The organism is Micromonospora sp. NBC_01699, from assembly GCF_036250065.1.
Lineage (GTDB): Bacteria > Actinomycetota > Actinomycetes > Mycobacteriales > Micromonosporaceae > Micromonospora_G.
Genome location: NZ_CP109199.1, coordinates 4,982,670 through 5,007,254, shown reverse-complemented (window position 1 = coordinate 5,007,254; position 24,585 = coordinate 4,982,670). Strand labels below are relative to the sequence as shown.

The following is a 24,585-nucleotide window of genomic DNA, read 5'->3' as shown; positions in this document are numbered from 1 at the left end:
CTTCTCTCTCACACCTGGAGCAGCGTGCAGATCCAGTGCATGCCGCTGCTGGTGCTGGTCAGTGCCACCACGTCGCCGGGGTTGAGCTCGCCGGCCGCCTGGAGGCGGCGCAGGGTGACGAGCTGGTCGGCGCAGCCGATGTGGCCGTGGTCCAGGGCCGCCTCGACGTTGGTGTGGTGCAGCGCGATGTCGAGGTCCTTGGCGAGGTCGGCGAGCTGCCGGCCGTTGTCGTTGAAGTGGATGACCCGGCTGATGTCCTGGCGGGTGATGCCGGCCGTGGCGCAGGCGCGGTCGACGACCTCGCGGCTGCGGGCGCGGATCATCGACACAAACCGGTACATGGCGCGTACGTCGCCGTTGAAGAACGCGTCGAGGCGGTCCTGCGGGTTTCGTACGTGCGGCTGGTCGGGCTGTCCGGCCAGGAACGGTGCGGCGGCACCGCCGACGTCCATGCGCATGAAGTCGGCGTAGGTGCCGTCGGTGATGGTTTCGGTGACCAGCCACCGGTAGCCGCCGTGGTCCCGGCGCAGCACCGCGGCGGCGGCGCCGTCGGAGTAGATGCTGGTGTTCATCGCCATCCGGTTCCAGTACGGTTCGGCGACGCGGTTGGCGCCGATCAGCAGTGCGGTCCGGTAGCCGGGGTGCAGGGCGAACCTGCCGGCGACCAGGTCGAACGCCGCGACGCCGCCGCCGCAGGCCTGGTTGACCAGCACCGCCTCGGCCCGGTGCGCACCCAGCCGGGCCTGGGTGGCCGCGGCCGGGTCCCAGTACAGGTATTCGGCCAGGTCGGCGATGGCCAACACGACCAGGTCGACGTCCTCGGCGGCGACGCCCGCCTCGGCCAGCGCCTGGCGCCCGGCGTCGGCGGCCAGGTCGGTCAGGCCCACGCCGTCGGGCGCGCGGTGGAACGTGCGGTACCCCCAGCCGCGGATCCGGTCCAGCTCCTCGGTGTACGTCGGGGCGAGTTCGGCGACCTGCGACGGTTCGGGCAGGGCCTGGCCGATCGCGACGATGCCGAACGGCACGCCGGCGCGCTGCGGGGCGCGGGCCGGCGCGGCCTCGGACCAGGTGAGCGCGTGCAGCTTGCCGGCCTGCCCGGAGGTGGTCTCCGGCAGGGCGCGCAGGAACGTCAGCGCGGCGCCGTTGTGCTCGGTCTCGCGGTAGCGGAACACCACGTCGGCGCCGTCGGCGCGAGCCACGATCTCGGCCAGTACCGCGTCCTCGACCTGCCGCCCCAGCACCGGGCAGGACAGCGAGAACAGGTCGACGGTGCATACGCCGTCGACCCGGCGCAGCCCGACCGCGCCGCTGAGGCCGTAGTCACCGAACCGGTCGCGGACCGAGACCGCGAGCACATCGCCGTCGTAGGCGGCGATGGCGGCGGCGTCCTGGTCGTTGCCGAGGGTGAAGTCCTTGGCGCGGGCCACGACCTCGGTGACCTTGTCCAGCCGGCCGGCTGCCGGGTGGACGTCGACGACGACGTCGAGGCTGGCCACGAAGTCGTCCAGCGACACCTGCGGTGCCGGGGCGGCCTCGGCGGGTGCAGTTGCCGTCGGGGGCGGGCCGGTGGTCAGGGGTGGGGGCCGGTCAAACAGTCCCGCGGCGGCCAGGGTCGCCGGCCAGGTCTCCGGCTGCGGTCCGAGCAGGACCGCCCGTCCGGGCAGGAGGTCGGGGTCGGTGGTCACCAGGACCGCCGATCCGGCCGGGACGTCGAGGGCCGTGGCGACCTCGGCCAGCCGCGTGGCGGCCGGGCCGGGGTTGATCGCGGTCGCTCCGGCGTGCACGACCAGTTCGGGCCAGTGTGTGGCCAGCCCGGTCCAGACGGCGGGGTCGGTGGCGCACAGTCCGATCCTGGTGCCGGAGCGGTGCAGCGCGCGCAGCGGTCCGCGCAGGGCGGCGGCCGGAGCATCCGACAGGCTGTCGCCGTCGAGCACGACCGCCCGCACGCCCGCCCCGTACCGGCTGGCCAGCAGCCGGGCGAGGTGCCCGCCGAGGCGGGCGAACAGCTCCTCGGTGTAGGGCACCTTCGCGAGTTGAAACATCGCCGGGTGGTGGGCACGGGCGGCGCCGACGTCGCGGATCGCGTCCTCGGCGTCGGCGAGCAGCACGCCGGGCTGCCCGGCCAGCAGGGCGCGGGCGGCCTCCCGGGCCCGGGTGGCCAGGACCGCGGTCCCGGCGAGCGAGGCGGCGTCGCCGACGCCGAGATCGCGTTCGTCGGGCAGCGCGGGCAGGACGAACACCAGGGTCGCCTGCCAGCGGCCGGCGGCCGCGAGGGCGGTGTCGGCGATGTCGGTCAGGTCCCGGGCCCAGCGGGGCCCGGCCGGGCCGAGCTCCTCGAAGCGCGGTGCGGTGACCAGCACGTCCGGTGCGGCAGCCGCGGTCTCGCCGTCGTCGTCGAGGCACTGCCGGACGATCTGGTCGAACGGTCCGACGTGGAACCGGGCGGGCAGCCCGGCCTGGTGCAGCGGCAGGCCGAGGTACGGCACCAACTGGTCGACGGTGTAGCTGGCGAGCAGGCTGATCCGCAGTACGGCCGCAGTGCCGGCGCGGACGGCCTGCTTCCACGCCGAACGCTGCTGGTACGGGGTGAGGGTGATCATGCGGCGGCCCCCTTGCGGCGCAGGACATCACGCAGGAATCCGACCGACGGCACGTCGCGGACCTCCTCGTAGGCGAACGACACCTGGTAGACCTCCTCCAGCGTCACGATCAGCTGGAGGTGGCGCAGGCTGGTCCACTCGGACCGGGTGGCGGGGCTGTCCTCGTCGGTGACGGTCCCGGGTGACAGCTCCAGGACGTCGGCGACGAGGTCGCGCAGCCGGGCGGGTTCGACGACGGCGGTCATCGGGCCACCGTCGCTTCGACGGGCTGCTTGGCGCCGACGGTGGCCGGGATGTCCGGGGCCGGGTCCGGCTCGTCGGGGATGGGCTCGGGTGCGACGTCGGGCAGGATCGTCTCGATGCGCCGCAGGCTGGGCGTGAGGAACGACACCACGGCCAGCAGGGTGCCGAGCACGCCGATCGCGACGTACACCAGGCCGATGCCGCCCGCGGGCCCGGTGCCGACCAGGCCGCCGAACAGGCTTGCGCCCGGCTGGCCCTGTGCCATCCACGGGACGATGACGAACTCCAGCAGCGGTCCGGCGATGAGGGTCGCGATCGGCACGGACAGCTCCTCCACGAACTGCCGGGCGGCGAAGACGCGGCCCTGTAGGTGCGGCTCGACCTTCTCCTGCCAGACCGAGGTGGCGTAGCCGTCGATGACGGGGATGCACATGTGCACGACGATCAGCGCGAAGCCCAGGACCAGGAGTACGTCGGACACGCCGTACACGATCCGGCCGATGACGCTGAAGGCCACCGTGCCCCACAGCACGTAGCGCATCTTGTCGCGGGGGGTCTTGAGCAGCGCGACCAGGATCGTGCCGCCGATGCCGCCGATCGCACCGGTGGCCAGCACCAGTGCCAGCGCGTCGGCGTCGTCGCCGGTGCGTTCCAGCACCATCGGGCGCAGCAGCAGCCAGCCCACGGCGGCGAGGATGTTGATGACGATCAGGAAGATCTCAAGGTTGAGCAGCGGGCGGCTGCGCGCGATGTAGGTGAAGCCGAGCCGGCAGTCCTGCCAGAACGTCGACGGGGCGGTGTCCTTCGGTCGTGGCGGGGTCGATGGCAGCGCGATCAGCAGCATCGATGCGATCGCGAACAGGTAGGACAGGCTGTCCACGGCAAGGACCAGCTCGATGCTGGTGGTGGCCAGCAGCAGCGCGGCCAGCAGCGGCGCGAACAGCTCCGGGGTGGTACGGACCGCGAACATCATGGCGTTGGCGCGCGGGTAGTTGCCGCGCTCCATCATCAGCGTGATCGTGGCCTGGAACACCGGCACCTGGAACGCGACGAACGCGCCGGTGACGAAGTTGAGCACGTACAGCTGCCACAGGGTGGCCGTGTCGGTGAGGAACAGCGTGAGCAGCACCACCGTGGCCAGCGCGGTGCCGATCTCGGCGAGCATGAGGGTGGTGCGGCGGTTCCAGCGGTCGATGATCGCGCCGGCGACGGGGCTGAAGACCACCGTCGCGGCGAACGCGAAGAACAGGGTGAGGGTGAACTGGGTGGTGCTGCCGGTCTGGTCCCACACCCAGACGCTGACCGCGAAGTTGGTCATCCGGGTGCCGAGCACGGACAGGAACTGTCCGGCCCACAGCACTGAGAAAGCTGCGAATCCGGAGGGGCGTCGCATGATGGTGAGGTTCCTTCCTAGAGGGAGGCCGTGGCCGGGCCGATGAGACCGGTCAGCCGTGCGCAGAGTTCGTCGAGGAACGCCTGCGCGGTCTCGGCGGTGTAGACGGTGGTGCTGTAGCCGACGTCGAGCCGGAGCCGGCCGCCGACGATCACGCCGCCGATGTCCAGGTCGTAGGGCCACCGGCCGACCCCGTCGTCGGTGTCGCCGTACGGGGCGTCGCACACGTCGAACAGGTCATCGGCCTGCGACACCTCGTCGAAGCCGAAGTTGCCCATGTAGTTCAGCGCGATGCGGGGCTGCACGAGCTTGCCCAGCTGCGCCCGGACCGCGGCGTCGGTGGTCGCGTAGCGCAGCACGCCGTAGCCGATGCCGTTGTCGGGAACCTCGGCCAGCTGCGCGGCCACGTGCGCCGCGCGGGACGCGGCGTCGCCGCCGTCGGGCAGCCGCAGCAGCACCGGGTACATGACCTGGAACCAGCCGGTGGTGCGGCTGAGGTCGATGTCGGCGAACAGGTCCTCGCGCCCGTGGCCGGTGGTGGCCAGCAGGCACTCCCGGCCGCCGACGCGGGCCGCGACGGCCTCGGTGACGCCCCACATGATCAGGTCACGGACGCCAACGCGCAGCCGCCGCACCACGTCGTGCAGGCCGTCGGTCTGCGCGGTGGTCAGCGTGGTGCTGAGCATCGCCCCGGCGGCCAGGGTGGTGACCCCGTCCGGGTGGTCCGGCGGCACCATCGTGGTCTCCGCCGCGGTCTGTCCCAGCCAGTAGGGCAGCTGGGCGGTCAGGTCGTGGGTGGACAGCCGCTGCGCCCAGGCGCTGTAGGCGCTGGTCCGGGCCGGCAGGCTCGGCTGCTGGCCGCGGCCGAGCTGCGTACACAGCGTGCGCAGGTCACCCAGCAGCAGGTCGCGGGAGATCGCGTCGACCACCAGGTGATGGGCGATGATCAGCACCCGGTCCGGGCGGTCCGGGCCGGGTGCGAAGTGCAGCACCCGGCACATCGGCCCGGCGGCCGTGTCCAGGGTGCGCTGGGCGGTGGCGGCCAGCTCCGCCATCGCCTCATCCTGCTCGGCCACGGTCAGGCCGGACAGGTCGTGGCTGACGAAGGGCACCGCGTCGGGGCCTTCGGCGTGGTGCTGGCGCAGGGTGCCGTCCTCGCCACGGACGAACCGCAGCCGCAGCGACGCATGGTGCTCGGCCAGCAGCCGCACCGCCTCGCCCAGGTCGCCGACCGTGATCGGCCGGAGCACGTCGAGGTAGTACGGGTGGTTGAACCACGACGGGTTGTCCATCGTGGTGGCGACCTCCTCGAACCACCACAGCTGCGCCGGGGCCAGCGGCACCTGCCCCGCGACCAGGTCCGTGCACACCTGCGCGGGCGCGCCGGTGTCGCGGTCGAGGTCCAGCTCGGCGATGGTGCGCCGCTCGGTCAGCTGCCGCGCCGACAGCGCGATGCCCGCCTCGGCGGCGTGGAACGCGACCGTGATGGCCAGCAGCGAGTCGCCGCCCAGCTCGTAGAAGTCGTCGTGGATGCCGACGTCGGCGGTGTGCAGGACCTCGGCCCAGATCGCGGCGAGCGCCCGTTCCCGGTCGGTGCGCGGGGCGGCGACCGGCCCGCGTGCCGAACGCCTGCGCCCGGTCCGCACCGCCTCGGCGACACTGTCCGCCGTGGACAGGTCCTCGGCGAGTTCGGCGAGCAGGTCGGCGGCCAGGGGCGCGGGTTCGGCCGGGTGCGTGGCCGGTGCGTCCAGCTGCCACAGGTGCGCCGCGCGTCTCGCCGGGTCGAGGGTGACCGCGCCCGGCGGCGGGCTGCCCACGCGTACCGCGCCGACGGTGACCAGTGCCGCGAGCTCCGGCAGGGCCGGTGGCGCGCTCAGCACGACCTCGCGGCTGTGGCCGAGCTGCTCGCGCAGCACGGCGACCAGTTCGGGGCCGAACGCGCCGGGGTCGGCGGCCACGGCCGTCACCTGCGGGTGGTGGCGGCGGCGCGCCAGCCGCGCCACGGCCGTGGCCAGCACGGTCTCGAACAGCTCGGTGTACGCCGCGCCGTCGTGACCCGGGTACGGGTCGGTGACGTCGTAGCGGCGCGCCCACGTGTCCATCGCGATCACCCGTACGGCGGGTTGGGTCGCGGCGAACGACGCCAGTCGATCGCTCAGCCCGCCCAGCACCCCGGCCCACCGCTGGCCGACGTAGTCCGCCGAGGCGGGGCACACGCCGATGACCAGCTCGGTGTCCGTCCGTGACTGGTGGGCGGCGACCGCCACGGCCAGGTCGGACAGCGCCCGCTCCCAGGCCACCACCGCCGCGGGCAGCGCGACCGGGCCCGGCAGCAGGTCCTCCCAGCGCAGTAGCACCACGTCCAGGGCCGTGTCCCGGAACGGGCCGTCGGCATCCAGCAGCGGCCGGCGCACCTGCCCGGCCGGCGCGCCACGTACCGACAGGCCCGGCTCGTCCAGCACCTGCGACCAGAACCGCAGCGTCGGCTCCACCGTCCGCATCGGGAACGACGACGCCAGCCCGACGACGTCGAGGTCCCGGTCGGCGGCTGCCTCGGCGACCGCGAGCACCGCGTCCGGTGCGGCCACCAGCTCGGCCAGCAGCTGCCCGAACCGGGCGACGACCGCTTCGGCGCGCTGCGCGCTGAACAGCTCGGTCGAGTACGTGAAATCGGCCTCCAGCAGCTCACCGAGCCAGTCCAGGGTGAACAGCACGTCGAAGTCGGCACCGGCGGCCCCGACCGGCAGCGGCTCGACGGCCAGGCCCGACAGGGTCGGCGGCTCCTCGGCGGCGTCGGCGTAGTTCAGCACGCACCGCAGGGAGTGCCGCGAGGAGTCGCGGGGCAGCCGCAGCGCCTCCATGATCTTCGGGAAGGGCAGGCGCTGGTGTGCCTGGGCGTCCTTGACCGTCGCGTGTAGGCGGCGCACCAGCCGCCGGAACGTCAGCCCGCCCGACAGGTCCAGGCGCAGCGGCAGCAGATCGGCGAAGCAGCCGATGACGTTGCTCAGCTCGGCGCGGTCCCGGCCGCTGGTCGGCATGCCGACCACCAGGTCGGATTGGCCGGACTCCTCCTGGAGCAGCACCGCGAACACGGTCAGCAGCACGCTGTACGGGGTCACCCCCTCGGCCCTGGCCAGCTCCCGGACCGCGACACCGACCTCGGCCGGGAACACCCGACCGGCCCGGCCCGCCGCGTCGCCGGCCACACCCGACGGCGAGTCACCGGGCAGTTCCACCGGCGAGGCCGCGTCGCGCAGCCGGTCGCGCCAGTACGCCACGTGCGTGTCGACCTGCGGGCTGGACAGCCACTGTTGCTGGTCGTAGGCGAAGTCGCCGAACTGCACCGCCACCTCCGGCAGCGGCGAGGGCAGGCCCGCGGTGTAGGCGTCGTACAGCGCCGCCAGCTCGTCGAGGAAGATGCCCCAGGACGTGGTATCGCAGATGATGTGGTGCATCCCGATCAGCAGCTGGTGCTCGTCCGGGCCGGCGCGCAGCACCTGGACCCGCACCAGCGGCCCGTCGGCCAGCGAGTACGCGAAGCCGGCGTGCGCCTCCACGTACTCGTCGACGGCCCGCTGCCGGTCGGCGGCCCGCGAGATGTCGACCGGTTCGCACCAGGCGGTCAGCTCGGCGTGTACCACCGGCCGGGGCAGCCCCCGGTGCTCGGTGAAGGTGGTCCGCAGCACCTCGTGGCGGCGGACGATCTCGGCGACGGCCCGGCGCAGCGCCTCGACGTCCAGCTCGCCGCGCAGCGTGGCGGCGAACATCGTGTTGTGCCGGGCGTCCGCACTGTCGAGCTGGCTGGTCGCCCAGAGCCGCTGCTGGATCGACGACGCCACCGGCACCGCGTCCGCCGGCGCGGGCCGCAGCACCTCGGCCGCCTGCCCCTCGGCGGCGTCGATCACCCCGGCCAGCGCGGCCAGGGTCGGGTTGGTGAACAGGGCGTACAGCGACACCTCGCGGCCGAACTCGCGGCGCAGCCGGGACAGCAGCTGCGTGGCCAGCAGCGAGTGCCCGCCCAGGGCGAAGAAGTCGCAGTTCGCGCCGACCCGCTCCACCCGCAGGACCTCGCGCCAGATGGCGGCCAGCCGCTGCTCCGTCGCCGTCTCCGGCTCGACGAGCTGCTCGGCCGCGACCACGGTCGCCCGCGGCGCGACCCGGTCGGCGACCTCGGCGGGGTCGGCCAACTGCTCGGCGGCGTACGCGGCCCGCTCCGGCTCGGCCTCGGGCGCCGGCAGCCGGCGCACCGCGATCGCGGCCAGCGCGGCGAAGTACACCGGCGGGTACGGGATGTGCCCGAGGTTGTCGGTGACCGCGTCGTGCCGCACGTCGTACGGGTGCTCCTCGGCCCAGTCGACCGTCACGCCCGGCACGGTGTGCGCGAGCGCGGCCAGCCGGTCGTCCAGCCGCGCGAACAGCCCGGACCGCTCGGCCGCCTCCGGGGAGGCGGGGCAGCGCAGCAGGACCAGCGGCGCGGCCGTACGGCGTCGGTAGCCGGCCACGGCGGCCTCGAAGTCACGCATCGCCGCGTCGGCCACCACGGCCGGGTCGGCGTTGGCGCCGGCCCGGCGCAGCCAGTCCTCCCAGCGCAGCAGCCCCACCGTCGCGGCCGCGTCACCGGGGGCGAGCAGGTGCTGTACGAGCTGCCCGTACGGGGCCAGCCGCACCGTGGTCGGGGCCTGGCCGAAGTCCAGCCAGAACCGCAGCGCGTCGGCCAGCAGGTCGGCGGTGAAGGTGGCACCGACCACGACCGACGGCCGGGCCATCGACGGCAGCAGCCGCAGCGGCGTGTCGGCCGCACCGACCATCTCCGACAGCACCGCCGCTGTCCGCTCGGCTAGCCGGGCCACGGTTCCGGGCAGGTACAGGTCGGCGTTGTAGTCCACGACCAGCTCGTCGCCGCCGGCCCGCCGCGACAGCGTGACGAACAGGTCGAAGTCGGTGAGCTGGTTGTCCACCGGGACCGGCGTGAACCGCACCCCCGCCGCGGTGCGACCCTGCGCACCGGCGTCGGTGACGGTGAACATCACCTGGAACAGCGGGTTGATCCCGGGGTCGCGCGGTGGGGCGACCTCCTCGACGACCCGCGCATAGGGTGTGTCCTGGTGCCGGTACGCCTCACCGGTGCTCTGGTGCGTGCGGCGCACGGCCTCCCGCACCGTCGGCTGCCCGGACAGGTCCAGGCGCAGCACCAGCATGTTCGCGAACGAGCCGATCAGCGGTTCCAGCTCCGTACGCGGCCGACCGGCGCCGGGCGTACCCACCACCAGGTCTTCCTGGCCGGTGGTCTGCGACAGGGCGGCGGTGAACCCGGCCAGCGCGACGGCGTTGAACGCCACCTCGGACTGCTGGGCCAGTGCCGACATCGCCGAGGACAGCGTGGACGGCAGCGCCAGCACGTGCCGGCCGCCGCGGTGGGTCTGCACCGGCGGACGCCGCCGGTCCGGGCGCGGCGTGCTGGTCAGCGGCGCACCGGCCAGCCGGTCGCGCCAGTACGCCAACTGACCGTCCAGCGCGGCCAGCGCGCCGGGCTCCCGCTGCGCCCGGACGTAACCGGCGAAGTCGGTACGCAGCCGCGGCAGTTCGGCCGGGACGCCCTCGGCGAACTGGCGGTAGAACTCCACCAGCTCGGTGGCGAACACGTCACCGGACCAGGCGTCGTACACGATGTGGTGCACGGTGACCAGCAGCCGGTGCCGGTCCTCGGCCAGCGCCACCAGGCACGCGGCGAGCTGCGGCCCGGCGGTCAGGTCGAACGAGACCAGCCCGTGCTCCACCGCGGTCTGCTCGGCCCGCGCCAGCTGCTGCTCGCCCGGCAGCCCGCGCAGGTCCACCATCGGCAGCTCGACGTCGACCTCGGACAGCACCCGCTGGTAGGGGCCCTGCTCGTCCTCGGCGAACACCAGCCGCAGCGACTGCTGCCGGGCCACGACGGCATTCAGCGCCGCCCGCAGCGCCCCGGTGTCCAGCGGGCCGCCGATGTCCAGCGCGAACGGCACGTTGTAGACGGCGGTCCCCGGGTCCATCCGGTCGAGGAACCACAGCTGCTCCTGCGTGAACGACAGCGGCAGCCGTTGCGGGCGCGTCTGGCGCGCCGCCAGGCGTACCCGTAGCAGCTCACGCTGCTCGGCGGTGAGGTCGGTCAGCTGCGCCGACATGTCCTGTGTCATCGGTGGTTCCCCCGGTTCAGCGGACGCTGAGCGGACGCAGGTCGGTCCACACGCGGTCGATGTGGTCGAGGCACTCCGGCTGGGTGCCCCGGAATCCGGCGTCGCGCCAACCGGGAGCGTCGTCCCGGTCGGCGGGCCAGATCGAGTACTGCTCCTCGTGGTTGACGACCACCCGGAAAAGCGACTGCTCGGTCACGACAGGTCCTCCAGTTGCGTCTGGCTCAGTTCGTTGGCGACCTGCTCCGGCGACATCGCCGCGATCTCGGCGAGCAGGTCGGCGAGGTCGTCCGGGGTCTGCTGCCGGCGGGCGGCCAGCAGGTCGGTGACGGTGGCCGCGAGGCCGGCGATCGTGGGCGTCTCGAACAGCGCGCTGATGGGCAGGTCCACGTCGAACGCCTCACGGATCCGCGCGACGATCTTCGTGCCCAGCAGCGAGTGCCCGCCGAGACTGAAGAAGTCCCGGTCCGCGTCGATCTCGGCGATGCCGAGCAGGTCGGCCCAGATCTGGTGGACGACCTGGTGTGGGGTGCCCCGTGGCACCGGCGGCGCGGTGGCGGCCGGGGACGTTTCGGTGGTGAGGGTGCCGTCGGCCTCGACCCAGTGCCGGTCGCGCTGGAACGGGTAGGTCGGCAGCGGCACCCGGCGGCGCCGCTGCGGCGCGTCGCCCAGGTCGACGTCGACCCCGGCCAGCCACATCCGGCCCTCGGCGGCGGCCATCGCGATGCGGTCATCGCCCGGCGCCTTCGGGCCGGGCAGCGACGGGGTGCTGCGCTGCTCCGCGCCGGGGTGCTGGCGGGCCAGGGTGGTCAGCGCCGCACCGGGGCCGACCTCCAGCAACAGGTACGGCCCGGCCAGCAGCCGCCGTACGCAGTCGTCGAAGCGCACCGGCTCGCGCAGCTGCCGCGCCCAGTACTTCGGGTCGGCGGCGTCGTGGTCGGACAGCCAGTCCCCGGTCACGTTCGACACGATCGGCAGCTGCGGCGCCCGCGCCGGGAACCGGGCGACGTGCTCGGCGAACTCGGCCAGGACCGGCTCCATCATCGCCGAGTGGAACGCGTGCGAGGTGTGCAGTAGCCGGGTCGTGACGCCCTCGGCGCGCAACGCGGCCGCGAACGCCTCGACCGCGTCGACGGGGCCGGACACGACCGACAGCGACGGCGCGTTGGCCGCGGCCAGTTCCACGCCGCGCGGTAGCCGCTCGGCCAGCCGGACGGCCGGCAGCGGCACCGACAGCATCGCGCCCGGCGGCAGCGACTGCATCAGCCTGCCGCGCTCGGCCACGATCGCCAGCGCGTCCGGCAGGGTGAACACCCCGGCCAGGCACGCCGCGACGTATTCGCCGACGCTGTGGCCGGCAGCGGCGGCGGGCCGTACGCCGCGGTGCATCCACAACCGCGCCAGCGCGTACTCCACCGCGAACAGCGCGGGCTGGGTGACCCGCGTCTGGCGCAGCAGCTCGTCGTCGCGGTCGCGGAAGATCACCTGCCGCAGGTCAAGGCCCAGCAGCGGCACGAGGATGTCGGTGCACTCGTCCAGGTGCCGGGCCAGCTCCGGCTCGGTCCGGTACAGCTGCTCGGCCATGCCGGCGTACTGCGCGCCCTGCCCGGGGAACAGGAACGCCACGGTTCCGTCGGTGAGGTCACCGGCGGCGGTGTCCAGTGTGGCCGGACTGCCCAGCGCGGCAACGGCCTCCTCGACGGTGCGGCACGCCACGGCCAGCCGGTGCTCGAACCGGCGCCGGGTGGCGCGCAGCGTGTACGCCACATCGCCCAGGTCGGCGTCCGTCCCGGCCAGGTGGCCACGCAGCCGTACGCGGGCGGTGTCCAGCGCCTGCGGCGTGCGCGCCGACAGCACGAGCACCTGCTCGGTGCGCGCCGGGGGCGGGCCGTCCACGGCCGGCGGCTGCTCCACGACGACGTGGGCGTTGGTGCCACCGATCCCGAACGAGCTCACCCCGGCCCGGCGCGGCACACCCGCCACCGGCCACGGCTCGGGCTCGGTGTTGACGAACAGCGTCCCGCCCGCCGCCAGGGCGGGGTGGGGCTCGGTGAAGTACGGGCTGGGCGGCACGACGCCGTCGCGTACCGCCAGGCAGGCCTTGATCAGGCCGGTGACACCGGCCGCGACGTCGAGGTGCCCGGTGACGGCCTTGACCGACCCGAGCGCGCGCCGTCCGGTGCCGAACACCTCCTGTAGCGCGGCGAGCTCGACCTGGTCGCCCAGCGCGGTGCCGGTACCGTGCGCCTCCAGGTAGCCGATGGTCGCCGGGTCCACGTCGGCGGCCCGCAGTGCCGTCCGGATGACGTCGGCCTGCCCGTCGACGCTCGGCGCGGTGTAGCCGACCTTGGCCCGGCCGTCGTTGTTCACCGCCGAGCCTTTGATCACGGCGTGGATGGTGTCGCCGTCGGCGAGCGCGTCGGCGAGCCGCCGCAACGCGACGACGGCGACACCGCTGCCGCCGACGGTGCCGGTGGCGGTGGCGTCGAACGGCCGGCACAGCCCGTCGCGGGACATGATCCCGCCGGGCTCGTAGCGGTAGCCGGCCGCCAGCGGCAGCCGCAGGTGGGCCGCCCCGGCCAGCGCGACGTCGCATTCCCCCGCCAGCAGCGCCTGCCCGGCCAGGTGCACGGCGACCAGCGACGACGAGCACGCCGTCTGCACGGCCACGGCCGGGCCGCGCAGCCCCAGGTGGTACGCGACGCGGGTGGCCACGGCGTCCTTGTCGTTGGCCACCGACAACTCGTACTCCGACCCGGCGGCCTCGCCCGCCGGAAGCAGGTGGTGCAGCAGGTAGCCGCTCATCGCGGTAGCGGCGTACACGCCCACCGACAGCTCGTCGACGTCGGCGACGTGCCCGGCCGACTCCAGCGCCTCCCACGCGCACTCCAGGAACTGCCGCTGCTGCGGGTCGATCACCCGAGCGTCGCGCGGAGAGTAGCCGAAGAACCCGGCGTCGAACCGGTCGGCGCCGTCCAGTACGCCGAACACCGGCACGTAGTCCGGGCGCGTGTACTCGGCGGCGGGGACCGACCCGGCCAGTTCCTCGGGCGTGAACCGGGTCGTCACCGGACGGCCGCCCAGCACGTCGCGCCACAGTCCGGCCACGTCGCCCGCGCCGGGGAACCGCCCGGCCAGCCCGACGACCGCGAGATCAAGTCCACTGTCCTCGTTCATCGTTCCCCCATTTCCGCCCGCACCCGCCGGGTACGGGCCGCCAGTGCTCTGCGCCCGTCGACCGCGGCGCTCGGCCGTACCGGGACCGGGTCGGCGGTGTCCTCGTCGAGGAACCGCGCCAGCCGCGCCACGGTCGGGTACCGGAACAGGTCGACCGCGGCGATCTGCACGCCGAGCGCGTCGCGCAGCCCGGTGTGGACCCGGACCAGCAGCATCGAGTTGCCGCCCAGGTCGAAGAAGTTGTCGTCGGCGCCGATCCGGTCCAGGCCGAGTACGGCCCGCCACACGTCGGCGACCGCCCGCTCGGTCGTGCCGCGCGGCGCCCGGTAGGGCGTGCCCAGCTGGGGCCGGGCGGCCGACGGCGCGGGCAGCGCCCGCTGGTCGAGCTTGCCGTTCGGGGTGGTCGGCAGGTCGGCGACCTCGACGAACGCGACCGGGACCATGAAGTCGGGCAGGTCGCGCAGCAGCTCTTCGCGCAGCGCGTCGGTGCTGAGCCCGCCGGGCGGCTCGGCCACCACGTAGCCGACGAGCCGCCGGTGTCCGGGCTGGTCCTCGCGTACGACGACCGCGCAGCGGGCCACGCCGGCGCAGTCGCGCAACCGGGCCTCGACCTCGCCGGGCTCGACCCGGTTGCCCCGGATCTTCACCTGCCCGTCGCGGCGGCCCAGGATGTCCAGGCTGCCGTCGGCCCGCCAGCGCGCCAGGTCGCCGGTGCGGTACATCCGCGCGCCGGGCTCGGCCGCGAACGGGTCCGGCATGAACGCCGCCGCGGTCAGCGCCGGCCTGCCCAGGTAGCCGCGGCCCACGGCCGCCCCACCGATGAACAGCTCCCCGGCCACCCCGATCGGCACCGGCCGCAGCCGGGCGTCGAGCACGTGGATGCTCGCGCCGGTCATCGGGCGCCCGATCGGGACGACCGGGCCGGTCTCGTACCGCCCGCCGGTGACCATCACCGACGTCTCGGTCGGGCCGTACGTGTTGTAGAACTCGCGCCCGTGCTGCCACGCCGCGGCGACGTCCACCGGGCAGGTCTCCCCGCCGACGGTCAGCACCCGCAGCTCGGGCACCCGCGCCGGATCCATCGCCGGTAGCGCGACCGGCGGCACGTCGAGCATCGTGATCCGCCGCTGCGCCAGGGTGCGGGCCAGATCGGGGCCGGGCATCCGGTCGTGGCGGGCCACGATGTGCAGCTCGGCGCCGGCACACAGCGCGGTGAGCAGGTCCGACACGGCCGCGTCGAAACCGGGTCCGTGGAACTGGAGCACCCGGTCGTCCGGTGTGATGGCGAGCAGGTCGTCGATCGCGTCGGCGAGGTTGCTCAGGCCGCGGTGGGTGCTCAGCACGCCCTTGGGCCGTCCGGTGGAGCCGGAGGTGTAGATCAGATACGCGGCCTGGTCGGGGCGCACCGTGACCGGCGGGCGCGGCGCGGCCGGCAGGTCCTCGACCCGCAGCACCACCGGTCCCGAGGGCACCGCCGACGCGGTCGCCGCGTCGGCGAGCACCAGCGCGGCGCCGGAGTCGGCGAGCAGGTAGCGGATGCGTTCGGCGGGCAGGTCGGGGTCGATCGGGACGTATACCGCCCCGGCGGCCAGCACGCCGAGGAACGCCGCGACCGCCTGCGGGCCGGGTCGGGTCCACACCGCGACCGGCGTTTCGGCGACGCCACCGGCCCCGTGCACCGCCGCGGCCACGTTCGCGGCCATGTCGTGCAGCTGGCCATAGGTGACCTGCCGGCCGTCGCAGGCCACGGCGGTCCGGTCCGGGTCGATCGCGGCGATCCGGTCGAGCACCGGGCGCCACGGTGCCGGTGGCCGGGTCGCCGTCCAGCCCTCGATCGCCTGCCGCTCCCGCTCGTCCAGCAGTGGCAGGTCGGCGATCGGGCGGTCGGCGTCGGCCAGCGCGGCCGCCAGCAGGTTGCGGACATGCCCGGCGATCCGGTACGCGGTGTCCGGGCTGAACAGCGTCGTGCGGTACTCCAGCCTGCCCGCGATCCCGTCCGGGCCCGGGGTCAGCGTCAGGGTCAGGTCGAACATCGCGGTGCCGGTGGGCAGCTCGACGCCGGACACGTCGACGCCGGGCAGCCGCAGGCGGGCGGCCCAGTCGCTCTCCATCGTGAACATCACCTGCGCCAGCGGGGTGCTGCCCGGGTCACGGGCGGCGTGCAGCCGGTCCACGAGCGTGTCGAACGGCAGCTGCTGGTGCGCCAGGGCAGCCAGGCTCGTGTCACGGACCCGGTGCAGCAGCTGCCGGAACGTGGCGCCGGCGGGTACGTGGGCCCGTACGGCGACGGTGTTGACGAACAGGCCGATGGCCTGCTCGGCGGCGAGCGTGGTGCGGCCCGACACCGGCGTGGCCACGACGAAGTCCGGGCCGCCGTACCGCGACAGCACCGCCTGCCAGGCCGCCAGCAGCACCATGTACGGCGTGCCCGCGACCGAGGCGGCCAGCGCCGACACCTGCTCGGCCAGCGCCACGGGCCAGGCGAAGGTCAGTTCCGCGCCGGACTCGTCCAGCACCAGCGGCCGGGGCAGGTCGGTGGGTAGGTCCACGGTCGCCGGAGCGCCGTCGAGGTGCTCGCGCCAGTACTCGACCAGTTCGTCGGCGTCGGACTCGACGGCGGTCTCGACGTGCCGGGGCGCGGCGGCGAGCTGCGCACCGGTGTACGCCTGCGACAGGTCGTCGACCAGCAGGCCCATGCTCCAGCCGTCGCAGACGATGTGGTGCAGCTCCAGGTGCAGCGTCCACCGGTCCGGGTCGCCGGGCACCAGCGTCGCCCGTACCGGCGGCGCGGCCGCCAGGTCGAACAGGCCCGGCTCGAAGGTGTCGGCGACGCGCAGCCGGGTGCCCGCCGGGGCCTGCGGAAGCACCCACTGCCACGGCTCGCCGTCGATCTCGACGAACACCGTACGCAGCGCCTGGTGCCGGGCCAGCACCCGGTCGAAAGCCTCGGCCAGGTTCGGTACGTCCAGCGCCCCGGCCAGCGTGAACCGGAAGTGCTCGTGGCACATCGGGCTGCCCGGCCACAGCCGGTCGTGCAGCCACATACGACGCTGCGCCGCGGTGAGCGGGTGCAGGTCGTACTGGTCGGCGGCGTCGCGCAGGCTGCGCAGGAACGCCCGCCTGCGGTCGGCGGGCAGCACGTGCAGGCGATCGAGCAGATCTGGCGCGGTCATCGGGAGTCCTCCTCAGCGCTCGAACTCGGCCAGCAGGTCGGCCACGTCACGTCCGGCCCCAACCGCGACCGGTACGGCCGCGGCCGCAATGACCGGTGTCGCCGCGAGCCTCGCCAGCGCCGTCGCCAGCGCGGCGACCGTCGGGTGGTCGAACAGCGTTTGCAGTGCGACGTCGACCCCGTAGGCGGCCGACAGCCGCGAGCGCACCCGGGCCGCGTCGATGGAGTTGCCGCCCGCCTCGAAGAAGTTCGCCTCGGCACCGCCGTCGACGGCTCGGCCGAGCGCCTCCTGCCAGACGTCGAGCACTGTCCGCTGCGCGGCCGTCAGCTCCGTCGCCGGTGCGGCGGGTTCGGCCGCGGGCAGTGGCAGGGCGGCCGGGTCGACCTTGCCGTTGGGGTTCAGCGGCAGCCGCGGCAGGTCCATGAACACCGTCGGCACCAGGTAGGCGGGCAACCGGCCGGTCAGCTCCGCGCGCACGGTGGCGGTGTCGGTGCCGTCGAGCACGACGTAGGCCAGCAGGCGGGTGTCGCCGTGCGCGGCCCGGTCGGCCACGACCGCGACCTCGACCACGCCGGCCAGGGCCCGCAGCGCGTCCTCGATCTCGGCGGGTTCCACGCGGTGGCCGCGCACCTTGACCTGCCGGTCGACGCGGCCCAGGAACTCCAGGGCGCCATCGTCGCGGCGGCGGGCCAGGTCACCGGTACGGTACAGACGCGCGCCCGGCTCCCCGGAGAACGGGTCCGGCAGGAACCGCTGCGCCGTCAGCGCGGCCCGGCCCAGATAGCCGCGGGCCACGCCCGCCCCGCCCAGGAACATCTCGCCCGCCGTGCCCTCCGGCACCGGTCGCAACCGCTCGTCGAGCAGGTACACGGCGCTGTTGGCGGCCGGGCGGCCGATCGGCACGATCCGGTCCGCGCCGGTCTGCGCGGTGCAGCGGTGGGCCGTGGCGTACACGGTGATCTCGGTCGGGCCGTACAAATTGATCAGCTCGGTGTCCGGGCAGTGCGCGGCGAGGCTCGCCACCGTGCGCGCGTCGGCCTGTTCCCCGCCGAAGGACAGGTTCCGCACGGTACGGAACACCGCCGGATCCTCCGCCGCCACCTGCCTCAGCAGCGACGTGGGCAGGAACAGCACGTCGACGCCGTGGGCGGTCAGCGCGTCGCTCAGCCGCTCGGCGACCAGCAGCTCGTCCTTGCCCAGCCCCACCAGGCGGGCGCCGTTGAGCAGCGCGCCCCACGTCTCCAGCGTCGCCGCGTCGAAGGAGATGTTGGCCGCCTGCACGACCGTGTCGCCCGGCCGCACGTCGATCGAGTCGGCGCTGCGCGCCAGCCGCACGATGTTGCGGTGCGTGACCGCGACGCCCTTCGGGCCGCCGGTCGAGCCGGAGGTGTACATGACGTATGCCAGCGACTGCGGCCCCACCCGCACCGCCGGGCGCGTGGCCGGCTGCCCGGCCAGGTCCAGCACGTCCAGGTCCACGTGCCGGCCCGGCATCTCGGCACCGTGGCCGCCTGCGCGCAGCACGACCTCCACGCCGGCGTCGCGGCACATGGACTCCAGGCGTTCGGCCGGGTAGGACGGGTCCAACGGCACAAAGCACGCACCGGCCTTCAGCGCCGCCAGCGCCCCCACGATCCAGTTCTCGTCCCGGCTGCACAGCCCGACGCGCGCCTCGGGGCCGACCCCGTACGCCAGCAGGTGGTGGGCCAGGCGGTTGGCCCGCTCGTCCAGTTCCCGGTAGGTCAGCGCCACCTGCCCGAAGCGCAGCGCCGGTGCGTCCGGCATACGGTCGGCCCACTCCTCGACGAGGCCGTGCACGGTGCGCTCGCCCGGGAACGGCGAAGCGCTGACCGCGGCCCGTCCGGGCTGCCGCTCATCTGGCCTCATGCTCACCGTCGTCCCTCCCCGGATGCGCGGGACAGTCCCTTGACGGCTTCTTCGGTGATCTCGGCGGCGAGCTGCGTCTGTCGCAGTGCCTGGTTGGCCCGTTGCGCCTCCGCGGCCTGTTCCCGGCCGGTCATCGGACGCCCCCCCGTTGCCATCCTGCGGGTCTCGTGGTGACGGCAGGAGCGCGTCCATGGGCGTGACGCGAGTATCTCGGAGCATCCCGTGCCGGGCGTTCGGTCTGTGCCGCACGCTTCCCCCCTCAGTGGTACGAACGGGAGTGAGGCAACCAGGGACGACGTCCCGAGCAACAGGGACCGGCGTCCCGAGCGCCAGGGATCAGCGTCCGGACGGCTGGTGCTGTGCCCGAGGACGTTGGCCGGGTTCGGCGACCCGCCGGACCGGGTCCATGGGCGAGCTTCGATGGGGTCGCGGCGCTGCGGGTGGCAGGCAGAACCCATTCGAGTACGCCGACTGAGTGATCAAGAAGGTCAGCGGTTACAGCAACGGCTGCTCAGGTTGCCAACTGCTTTCGGCTCAAGCCGAAGCCGCCCGTCGCGGACGACGTTCGCTGAACACCCGCGCGAGGTCGACGACTTCAGCGCGTCAGGTGAGTTGGCAGAGGATGTCGATGTGCACGAGCCCCGTACGGTGAAGGTTTCTCGACCCGGCCCACCGGCCCGTGTCCGGCGGAGCCGTCGAGCGTGACCCGACGTGCTCGCGTACGTGGGTGCGTGCGGGGGTGATGTCGAGGCCTGGCGTGCACGGTGGAATCGACTGGACCGCGAGTTGACCCGCTCCTCGGCACGGGTGGGCGAGCCGGGGGAGGAAGCCGCGCCTGAGTAGCCGTCCGCCGTGACGTCGGCGACCGAGGAACGCGACCCGGCTCGGCCGGGGGAACAGCCCGGTCCTGCCCGGTCGGCAGGACCCGATCCGGCGCGGATGCCGGCGCAACCCGTCGCGCTACCGGTGGCCGGTGCAGCTCATTCCCGCCGTCGGTTCCGCTGGGTCGCGATGCCCGGTGGGGTGCTGGTGCTGGCCCTGATCCTGGTCTATGTCGGTTGGTTCCGGGAGGACAACGCACCGGCACCCGTCGTCGGCCCGAGTTGTCCGCCGGCACAGGCGGACGCCCTGTTCACCGGTACGACGTACGGCAGTGGGGCGAATGTCCGCCGGGGACCAGCGCTGGGTGCGGACATCCTCTACTCCTTCCCGCCCGGATGCGTCCTCGGCCTGACCGGGTACTGCCCGGGACAGAACATCACCGACGCGACCGCCGGTACGCCGGACGTACGGTGGTTTCTCGTCGCCGGCGGTGGGGTCGTCGCCTCCGCCGTCATCCACGGCAATGCACCGGCCGATCTGCGTCCGTCCGGCTGCCCGGACGACCGTCCGGCACCCGCTTCGATCACGGTCGGCGCGGTGGCTCACCCCGCCGGCCTCCGGCTCTCCGCGCAGGGCACCCATGTTGAGATCGTCGGCTTCGCCGTCCGGTACGCGGACGATCCGGCTCTGCCGGCGGAACACCGGTGGCATCAGGTCGCGCTGACCGATGCCACCACGCCCGCCTTCGAGGCGGTCCGGCGGGCGGACCAGCTGCGCCGGCGGCCCGCCCCCACCGAGGACGTCATGGTGGCCGCCGTGGCCTGCCTCGGCGGGCAGGGGCCGACCGATGTGTTGGATGTCCGGGTGGCCCGAATGGACGGGGTGAACCGGCCGGTCGTGCGCCCGCCGGACAGTGGCGAGAGCGAGCGGTTGGCCAGTACCGCCTGTGCGTACCCCCGGGCGGACTGAGGGCGCCGTGGCGACGCGACCGGACCCGGTCGCGTCGCCACCCGTGGAGCAAGGGTCAGCCGCAGTGCACGTTGTACTGGTAGCTGCCGAGCCCGTTGATGCTGCCTCCCCAGTCGATGCAGCGGTCCCGGGCGGTCACGTAGACCGGTCCGGCGTACGTGGTGTAGCTGCCGCTGTCAGTGATCCACGGAGCACCGGCCAGCGAGACGCTGGCGGTCATCGGCAGCCGGCTGCCCGGGTTGTCGCGAACGGTCACGACACAGTTCTTTCCGGTGCCGCCGCTGTAGGTCAGGTAGACCGTGCCGCGGCCGACCAGGCTCATGGCGTCGATCACGCCGTAGCCGGAGCCGCAGCTGCCGTTGTAGGCAGCGGCCTGCGCGGCTCCGGGGGTGAGCGCGGTCAGACCCGTGGCCATCGCGGCCGCCGCAGCCGCACCGACGGCGATCTTCTTCAGTTTGCTGGACATGGAAACTCAACTCCTTCTCCCGGGGCGGATCGGCTTGGTGAACGCCCCGCTACCAACATTGATAGTGGCCACGATGATTGACCGACAGCCTGCGAGCTGCGGATCAATCAACTCCGAACAATGGATCCGGTGTTTGATCCAGGTGTAGGTGCTGGCCAATTCCATTCCGTACCGGTTGGTGTCGGAGCGGCGGTTGAACAGGCGGACGTGACCCGGCCGGTACCGGATCGAGGCCAAGTTCGCCTCGGTCCGGTACTTCGCTCTCGTCGGCACCGACCACCGCACCCATCCTGAGCAGGACAAGGCCGTCGGCGACCGCCCCCGATGCACCAGGTCCAGCCCGGCTGCCGGCACGGACCGACGTGGCCCGGCGGCGGGGTACGGGTTCGGCCAAATGACCAGAGCCATTGTTTGGTCATTGTGCCGTCGCATTGGCCAAAATTCGCCGCTAACGTCCCTCCTGCCGAAACTGAGCTTCCCTGACAGGGAGATTCCGACAATTCGGAAGGAGGCGGGGGTGGCGCGGTTCGGTGCCTCCATCATGGGATTTTGCAGGGATCAAGAAGGGCGTGCAGTGGTAAAGAGGTTCGCTTTCGTGGCGCTGATCGGCGCGTTGATCAGCGTGTTCTTCGGCACGGTCCCCGCCTACGCGGCGACGGCTCGTGACGGGGTTTGTGAGACGGGCGAGTTCTGCCTGTACTTCAACAGTGACCACCAGGGCTCGGTGTCCGATTTCGCGACGTCGATCTCCGACTACGGTGACAGCCAGCCGACCTGCTACGACTTCAGGAGCGCGGGCACCGGTCAGCAGGTGTGCGTGAAGAACAATGCCGCGTCAGTGTGGAATCGCACCGACAGGTCGGTGACCGTGTTCTTCAACAGCGGGTACGGCGGCACCAGCCAGACGATCGGGGCGGGCGGCAAGGTCAACCTCAACTCAAGCCTCAAGAACGAGAACGCCTCCCACCGGTTCGGCTCGCCGTCGGCGGATCGTGACGGCGTGTGTCAGGACGACGAGTTCTGCCTGTACTACAACAGCGACCACCAGGGCTCGGTGTCCGATTTCGCGACGTCGGTTTCGAACTACGGCGACAGCCAGCCGACCTGTTACGAGTTCAAGAGCGCGGGCAGCGGTCAGGGCGTGTGCGTGAAGAACAACGCCGCGGCAGCGTGGAACCGCACCAGCCAGTCGGTGACCGTGTTCTTCAACAGCGGGTACGCCGGCACCAGCCAGACGATCCCGGCGGGCGGCAAGGTCAACCTCAACGCGGGCATCAAGAACGAGAACGCCTCCCACCGGATCGGCGGAACCGGTGGCGGTGGCGGTGGTGGCGGCGGTGGCGACGACTCGGGTCCCTACTCGGCTCCGCCGAGCAACCCGCACCCGTCAGCGGCCAGCCAGGCGCCTAACGCCACTGCCCGCACCCAGTTCGTCGACACCCAGATCGCCGACCTGACCGGCGAGACCCACTGCTGGGTGGGCGACTACCGCAGCTACGAGCCCGCGACGAGCAACCACAACACCGGCAACGCCCTGGACTGCACGATCTCGAACGCGATCGGCTCCTACCCGAACGCGGCCCAGGAAGCGCAGGGCTGGAAGCTGGCCCGGTGGCTACAGAAGTACGCCAGCGAGCTGGATGTCCGCTACGTGATCTGGGACGGCATGATCTGGAGCGTCGAGCGCGCGTCCGAGGGCTGGCGCACGTACACCGCCGGATCCGGTGTGACCGGCGGTCACTATGACCACGTCCACGTCTCGATGCAGAATCCCCACGGCGACTGATTGCTACGGCAGCCAGACGCCGGACTGTTTCGTCCGCGGGTTGAGGTGACCCGATCGGGGGCGGCATGAAGGGCAGCGAAGCTCCGCTGGTCGAAGGAGTCCGTCCAAGGACTTCTCGGCACCGGGGCTTCGCTGCCTACCGCTTGGTCGGCCGGACGGGAACCCTCGTCGGCCGGGTTCGCGGTGGTCTCCCGGTAGCGGCTACTTTTCCTCCTGCACGATCACGTCCAAGAAGATCGGATTCTTGTCGGGGAGGAGCAGACGCCGCGAGGCATCGGTTGCCTTCCAGTAGATTTTGCAGCGGGCGGGCGTGGGGCTTGCGGTGACCTGCACCGTGATCCGCACCGACTCGCCGGGCTCGGTGGTTGGAATGGGCACCATGTCGGGCGCCGAACAGTCGGTGGTGTTCATCCGGGTCAGATAGCGGCCTTCCCAGCGGACCTGCCCGGTGTTGCGAAGCTGCCACACCTTCGTGAACACCTGGGAAGGAGCCACCACGGTGCCGTCCGGGATGGTGATGTCGCCCTCGAACGCGGCATCATCGAGCTGGGCGTTGTCGACAGTGGACTCCGGTGCGGGCTCGCCGGACGGCGCGAAGGACCAGCCGACCAGCAGCCCGACGGCGACGACCGCGAACAGGGCCGCGACAACGGCCGCGGTCAGCTGGGTCACGGTCAGACGGACAACGGGCCCGGGAAAGGCTCCCGCTCCCTGGGGTACGGGATCCGCCTCGGGCGGTGTAGGCGGCTGAGGCGGTGCAGGCGCCTCGGGCGGTGCAGGCGCCTCGGGCGGCGCAGGTGCCTCGGGCGGTGCAGGTGCCCGGGGCGGCGCAGGTGCCCGGGGCGGTGCGCTGGCACCTCCTGGTTCGGCGGCACCGGCGGCCTTCCAACGAGCCCACCAATCGCGTCTGGTGTCCGCCGCGTCGGCACCAAGGGTGTCGACCGCCAGGACCCGGACGAACTCCCAGGTCGTCTCCCAACTCGGGAGTGCGGTCCCACGGGTCGCCGCCGACAGCGACGACCGCGACACCGCCGCGCCGAGCCTGGTGCGCATCGCGGCGTACGACGGGTCGCCAGCGCGGCGCTTGAGATCCCAGAGTTCACGGGCGAACGCCGCGACGGGACCGCTGTCCGGGTTCGGCGGCGTCGCCTTCCTGCCCCGACGGCTCCCGTCTTCGTTGTCCGTCTCGTCTACCGAAGCGTTCGGAAGGTCGCCCGCCACCACTTGCTCCTTGCGTTCTCACCCTCTGTAATCTGCACCACGGGGCCAAGTGGCCCGTCTCCTCGGCCCGGGGATCGTCGGACGAATCCTTCCCTGGCAGTCTCCGACTGCCGTTGTCCAGCCGGCCAAGGCTCCACAGGCATGCCCTCCCGTTGCAGGGCACATCGTGGCGGCGATCCTACCAGCGGGTGTCACCGGCAATCCGTCCGAAGTGGACGAAGGTCGGCAGGTGTGCAAGGTCCGAGGCCTGTAAGTCAACCAGGGGAGCCACCGGTCGGAGTCGTACCGGTTTCTGGCGGGCACGTGGTCGTGGCACGGTGAGCGCGGCGGTCCATCGATGATGTCGGGATAGCGAAGCCCGTAACCGCCGCCGGGTTGGGTCCGCCAGACGGGTGACCATCCGTCGGGAATGTCGACAAGCTCCGGCCACAGCGCGTGCTGGTTCTCGCCATTCACCATCACGACGTAAGTCAGCGTTTTGTCATCGAACGGGTTTCCGCTCATCACGCAACTCGCCTCACTGTGGCGGCCGTCGGAATGCTGGGCAATATTTGATCACTCGATCCGGGCCCTGTCAAGGGTACGGTGGTGACCAGCGCATATCCGGCGCCGTTCACGTGCGAGTCTCCTATCGTTCAGATTGGAATACCCTCCGTCTCTTGACATAGACGTGCCTATCTG

The 24,585-nt window shown here is 72.7% G+C and carries 14 protein-coding genes; 2 read left to right on the top strand and 12 right to left on the bottom strand.

Annotation, left to right across the window (positions count from 1 at the left end):
* Positions 1-8: 8 nt before the first annotated feature.
* Genes OG792_RS20610 through OG792_RS20570 form a run of 9 tightly spaced genes read right to left on the bottom strand, consistent with a single transcriptional unit; the run spans position 9 to position 18,774 of the window.
* A complete protein-coding gene (locus OG792_RS20610; RefSeq protein ID WP_329101281.1) occupies positions 9-2,600 on the bottom strand; it encodes a 3-oxoacyl-[acyl-carrier-protein] synthase III C-terminal domain-containing protein in 2,592 nt (863 codons plus the stop codon).
* A complete protein-coding gene (locus OG792_RS20605; protein WP_329101279.1) occupies positions 2,597-2,845 on the bottom strand; it encodes an acyl carrier protein in 249 nt (82 codons plus the stop codon). Before OG792_RS20605 ends, OG792_RS20610 begins: the two co-directional genes overlap by 4 nt.
* Positions 2,842-4,236: an MFS transporter gene (locus tag OG792_RS20600; protein ID WP_329101277.1), complete on the bottom strand. Its 1,395-nt coding sequence runs from the start codon at positions 4,234-4,236 to the stop codon at positions 2,842-2,844. Before OG792_RS20600 ends, OG792_RS20605 begins: the two co-directional genes overlap by 4 nt.
* Positions 4,237-4,253: 17 nt before the next feature.
* Positions 4,254-10,406, bottom strand: coding sequence for a condensation domain-containing protein (locus OG792_RS20595; RefSeq protein WP_329101274.1), 6,153 nt, complete (start codon positions 10,404-10,406; stop codon positions 4,254-4,256).
* A gap of 16 nt (positions 10,407-10,422) precedes the next feature.
* A complete protein-coding gene (locus OG792_RS20590; RefSeq protein WP_329101272.1) occupies positions 10,423-10,602 on the bottom strand; it encodes an MbtH family protein in 180 nt (59 codons plus the stop codon).
* Positions 10,599-13,580, bottom strand: coding sequence for a type I polyketide synthase (locus OG792_RS20585; protein WP_329101270.1), 2,982 nt, complete (start codon positions 13,578-13,580; stop codon positions 10,599-10,601). Before OG792_RS20585 ends, OG792_RS20590 begins: the two co-directional genes overlap by 4 nt.
* Complete coding sequence (locus tag OG792_RS20580; protein WP_329101268.1) at positions 13,577-16,753, bottom strand: non-ribosomal peptide synthetase; 3,177 nt, start codon at positions 16,751-16,753, stop codon at positions 13,577-13,579. The genes OG792_RS20585 and OG792_RS20580 overlap by 4 nt, the downstream gene beginning before the upstream one ends.
* 12 nt (positions 16,754-16,765) lie before the next feature.
* Positions 16,766-18,640, bottom strand: coding sequence for a non-ribosomal peptide synthetase (locus tag OG792_RS20575; RefSeq protein ID WP_329111341.1), 1,875 nt, complete (start codon positions 18,638-18,640; stop codon positions 16,766-16,768).
* Positions 18,641-18,642: 2 nt separating this feature from the next.
* Positions 18,643-18,774 carry a hypothetical protein gene (locus OG792_RS20570; RefSeq protein WP_329101266.1) on the bottom strand — a complete coding sequence of 44 codons (132 nt, stop codon included), beginning with the start codon at positions 18,772-18,774 and terminating at the stop codon, positions 18,643-18,645.
* 805 nt (positions 18,775-19,579) lie between these two features.
* Between OG792_RS20570 and OG792_RS20565 the strand changes: the two genes are divergently transcribed.
* On the top strand, positions 19,580-20,431 hold the full coding sequence (locus OG792_RS20565; protein WP_329101265.1) for a hypothetical protein: 852 nt from the start codon (positions 19,580-19,582) through the stop codon (positions 20,429-20,431).
* Between the two features lie 55 nt (positions 20,432-20,486).
* Here OG792_RS20565 and OG792_RS20560 read toward each other — a convergent pair whose 3' ends face one another.
* A complete protein-coding gene (locus OG792_RS20560) occupies positions 20,487-20,897 on the bottom strand; it encodes a hypothetical protein (RefSeq protein WP_329101264.1) in 411 nt (136 codons plus the stop codon).
* A 394-nt stretch (positions 20,898-21,291) separates the two neighbouring features.
* On the opposite strand from OG792_RS20560, the gene OG792_RS20555 reads away from it, so the two are divergent.
* Positions 21,292-22,683 (top strand): peptidase inhibitor family I36 protein, encoded by a 1,392-nt coding sequence (locus OG792_RS20555; RefSeq protein ID WP_329101263.1) that lies wholly within the window; start codon positions 21,292-21,294, stop codon positions 22,681-22,683.
* 201 nt (positions 22,684-22,884) lie between these two features.
* On the opposite strand, the gene OG792_RS20550 is transcribed toward OG792_RS20555, so the two are convergent.
* Entirely contained in the window at positions 22,885-23,355 is a 471-nt protein-coding gene (locus OG792_RS20550; protein ID WP_329101261.1) for an NBR1-Ig-like domain-containing protein, read from the bottom strand.
* Positions 23,356-23,922: 567 nt separating this feature from the next.
* Positions 23,923-24,408: an MbtH family NRPS accessory protein gene (locus OG792_RS20545; RefSeq protein WP_329111340.1), complete on the bottom strand. Its 486-nt coding sequence runs from the start codon at positions 24,406-24,408 to the stop codon at positions 23,923-23,925.
* Positions 24,409-24,585: the final 177 nt, after the last annotated feature.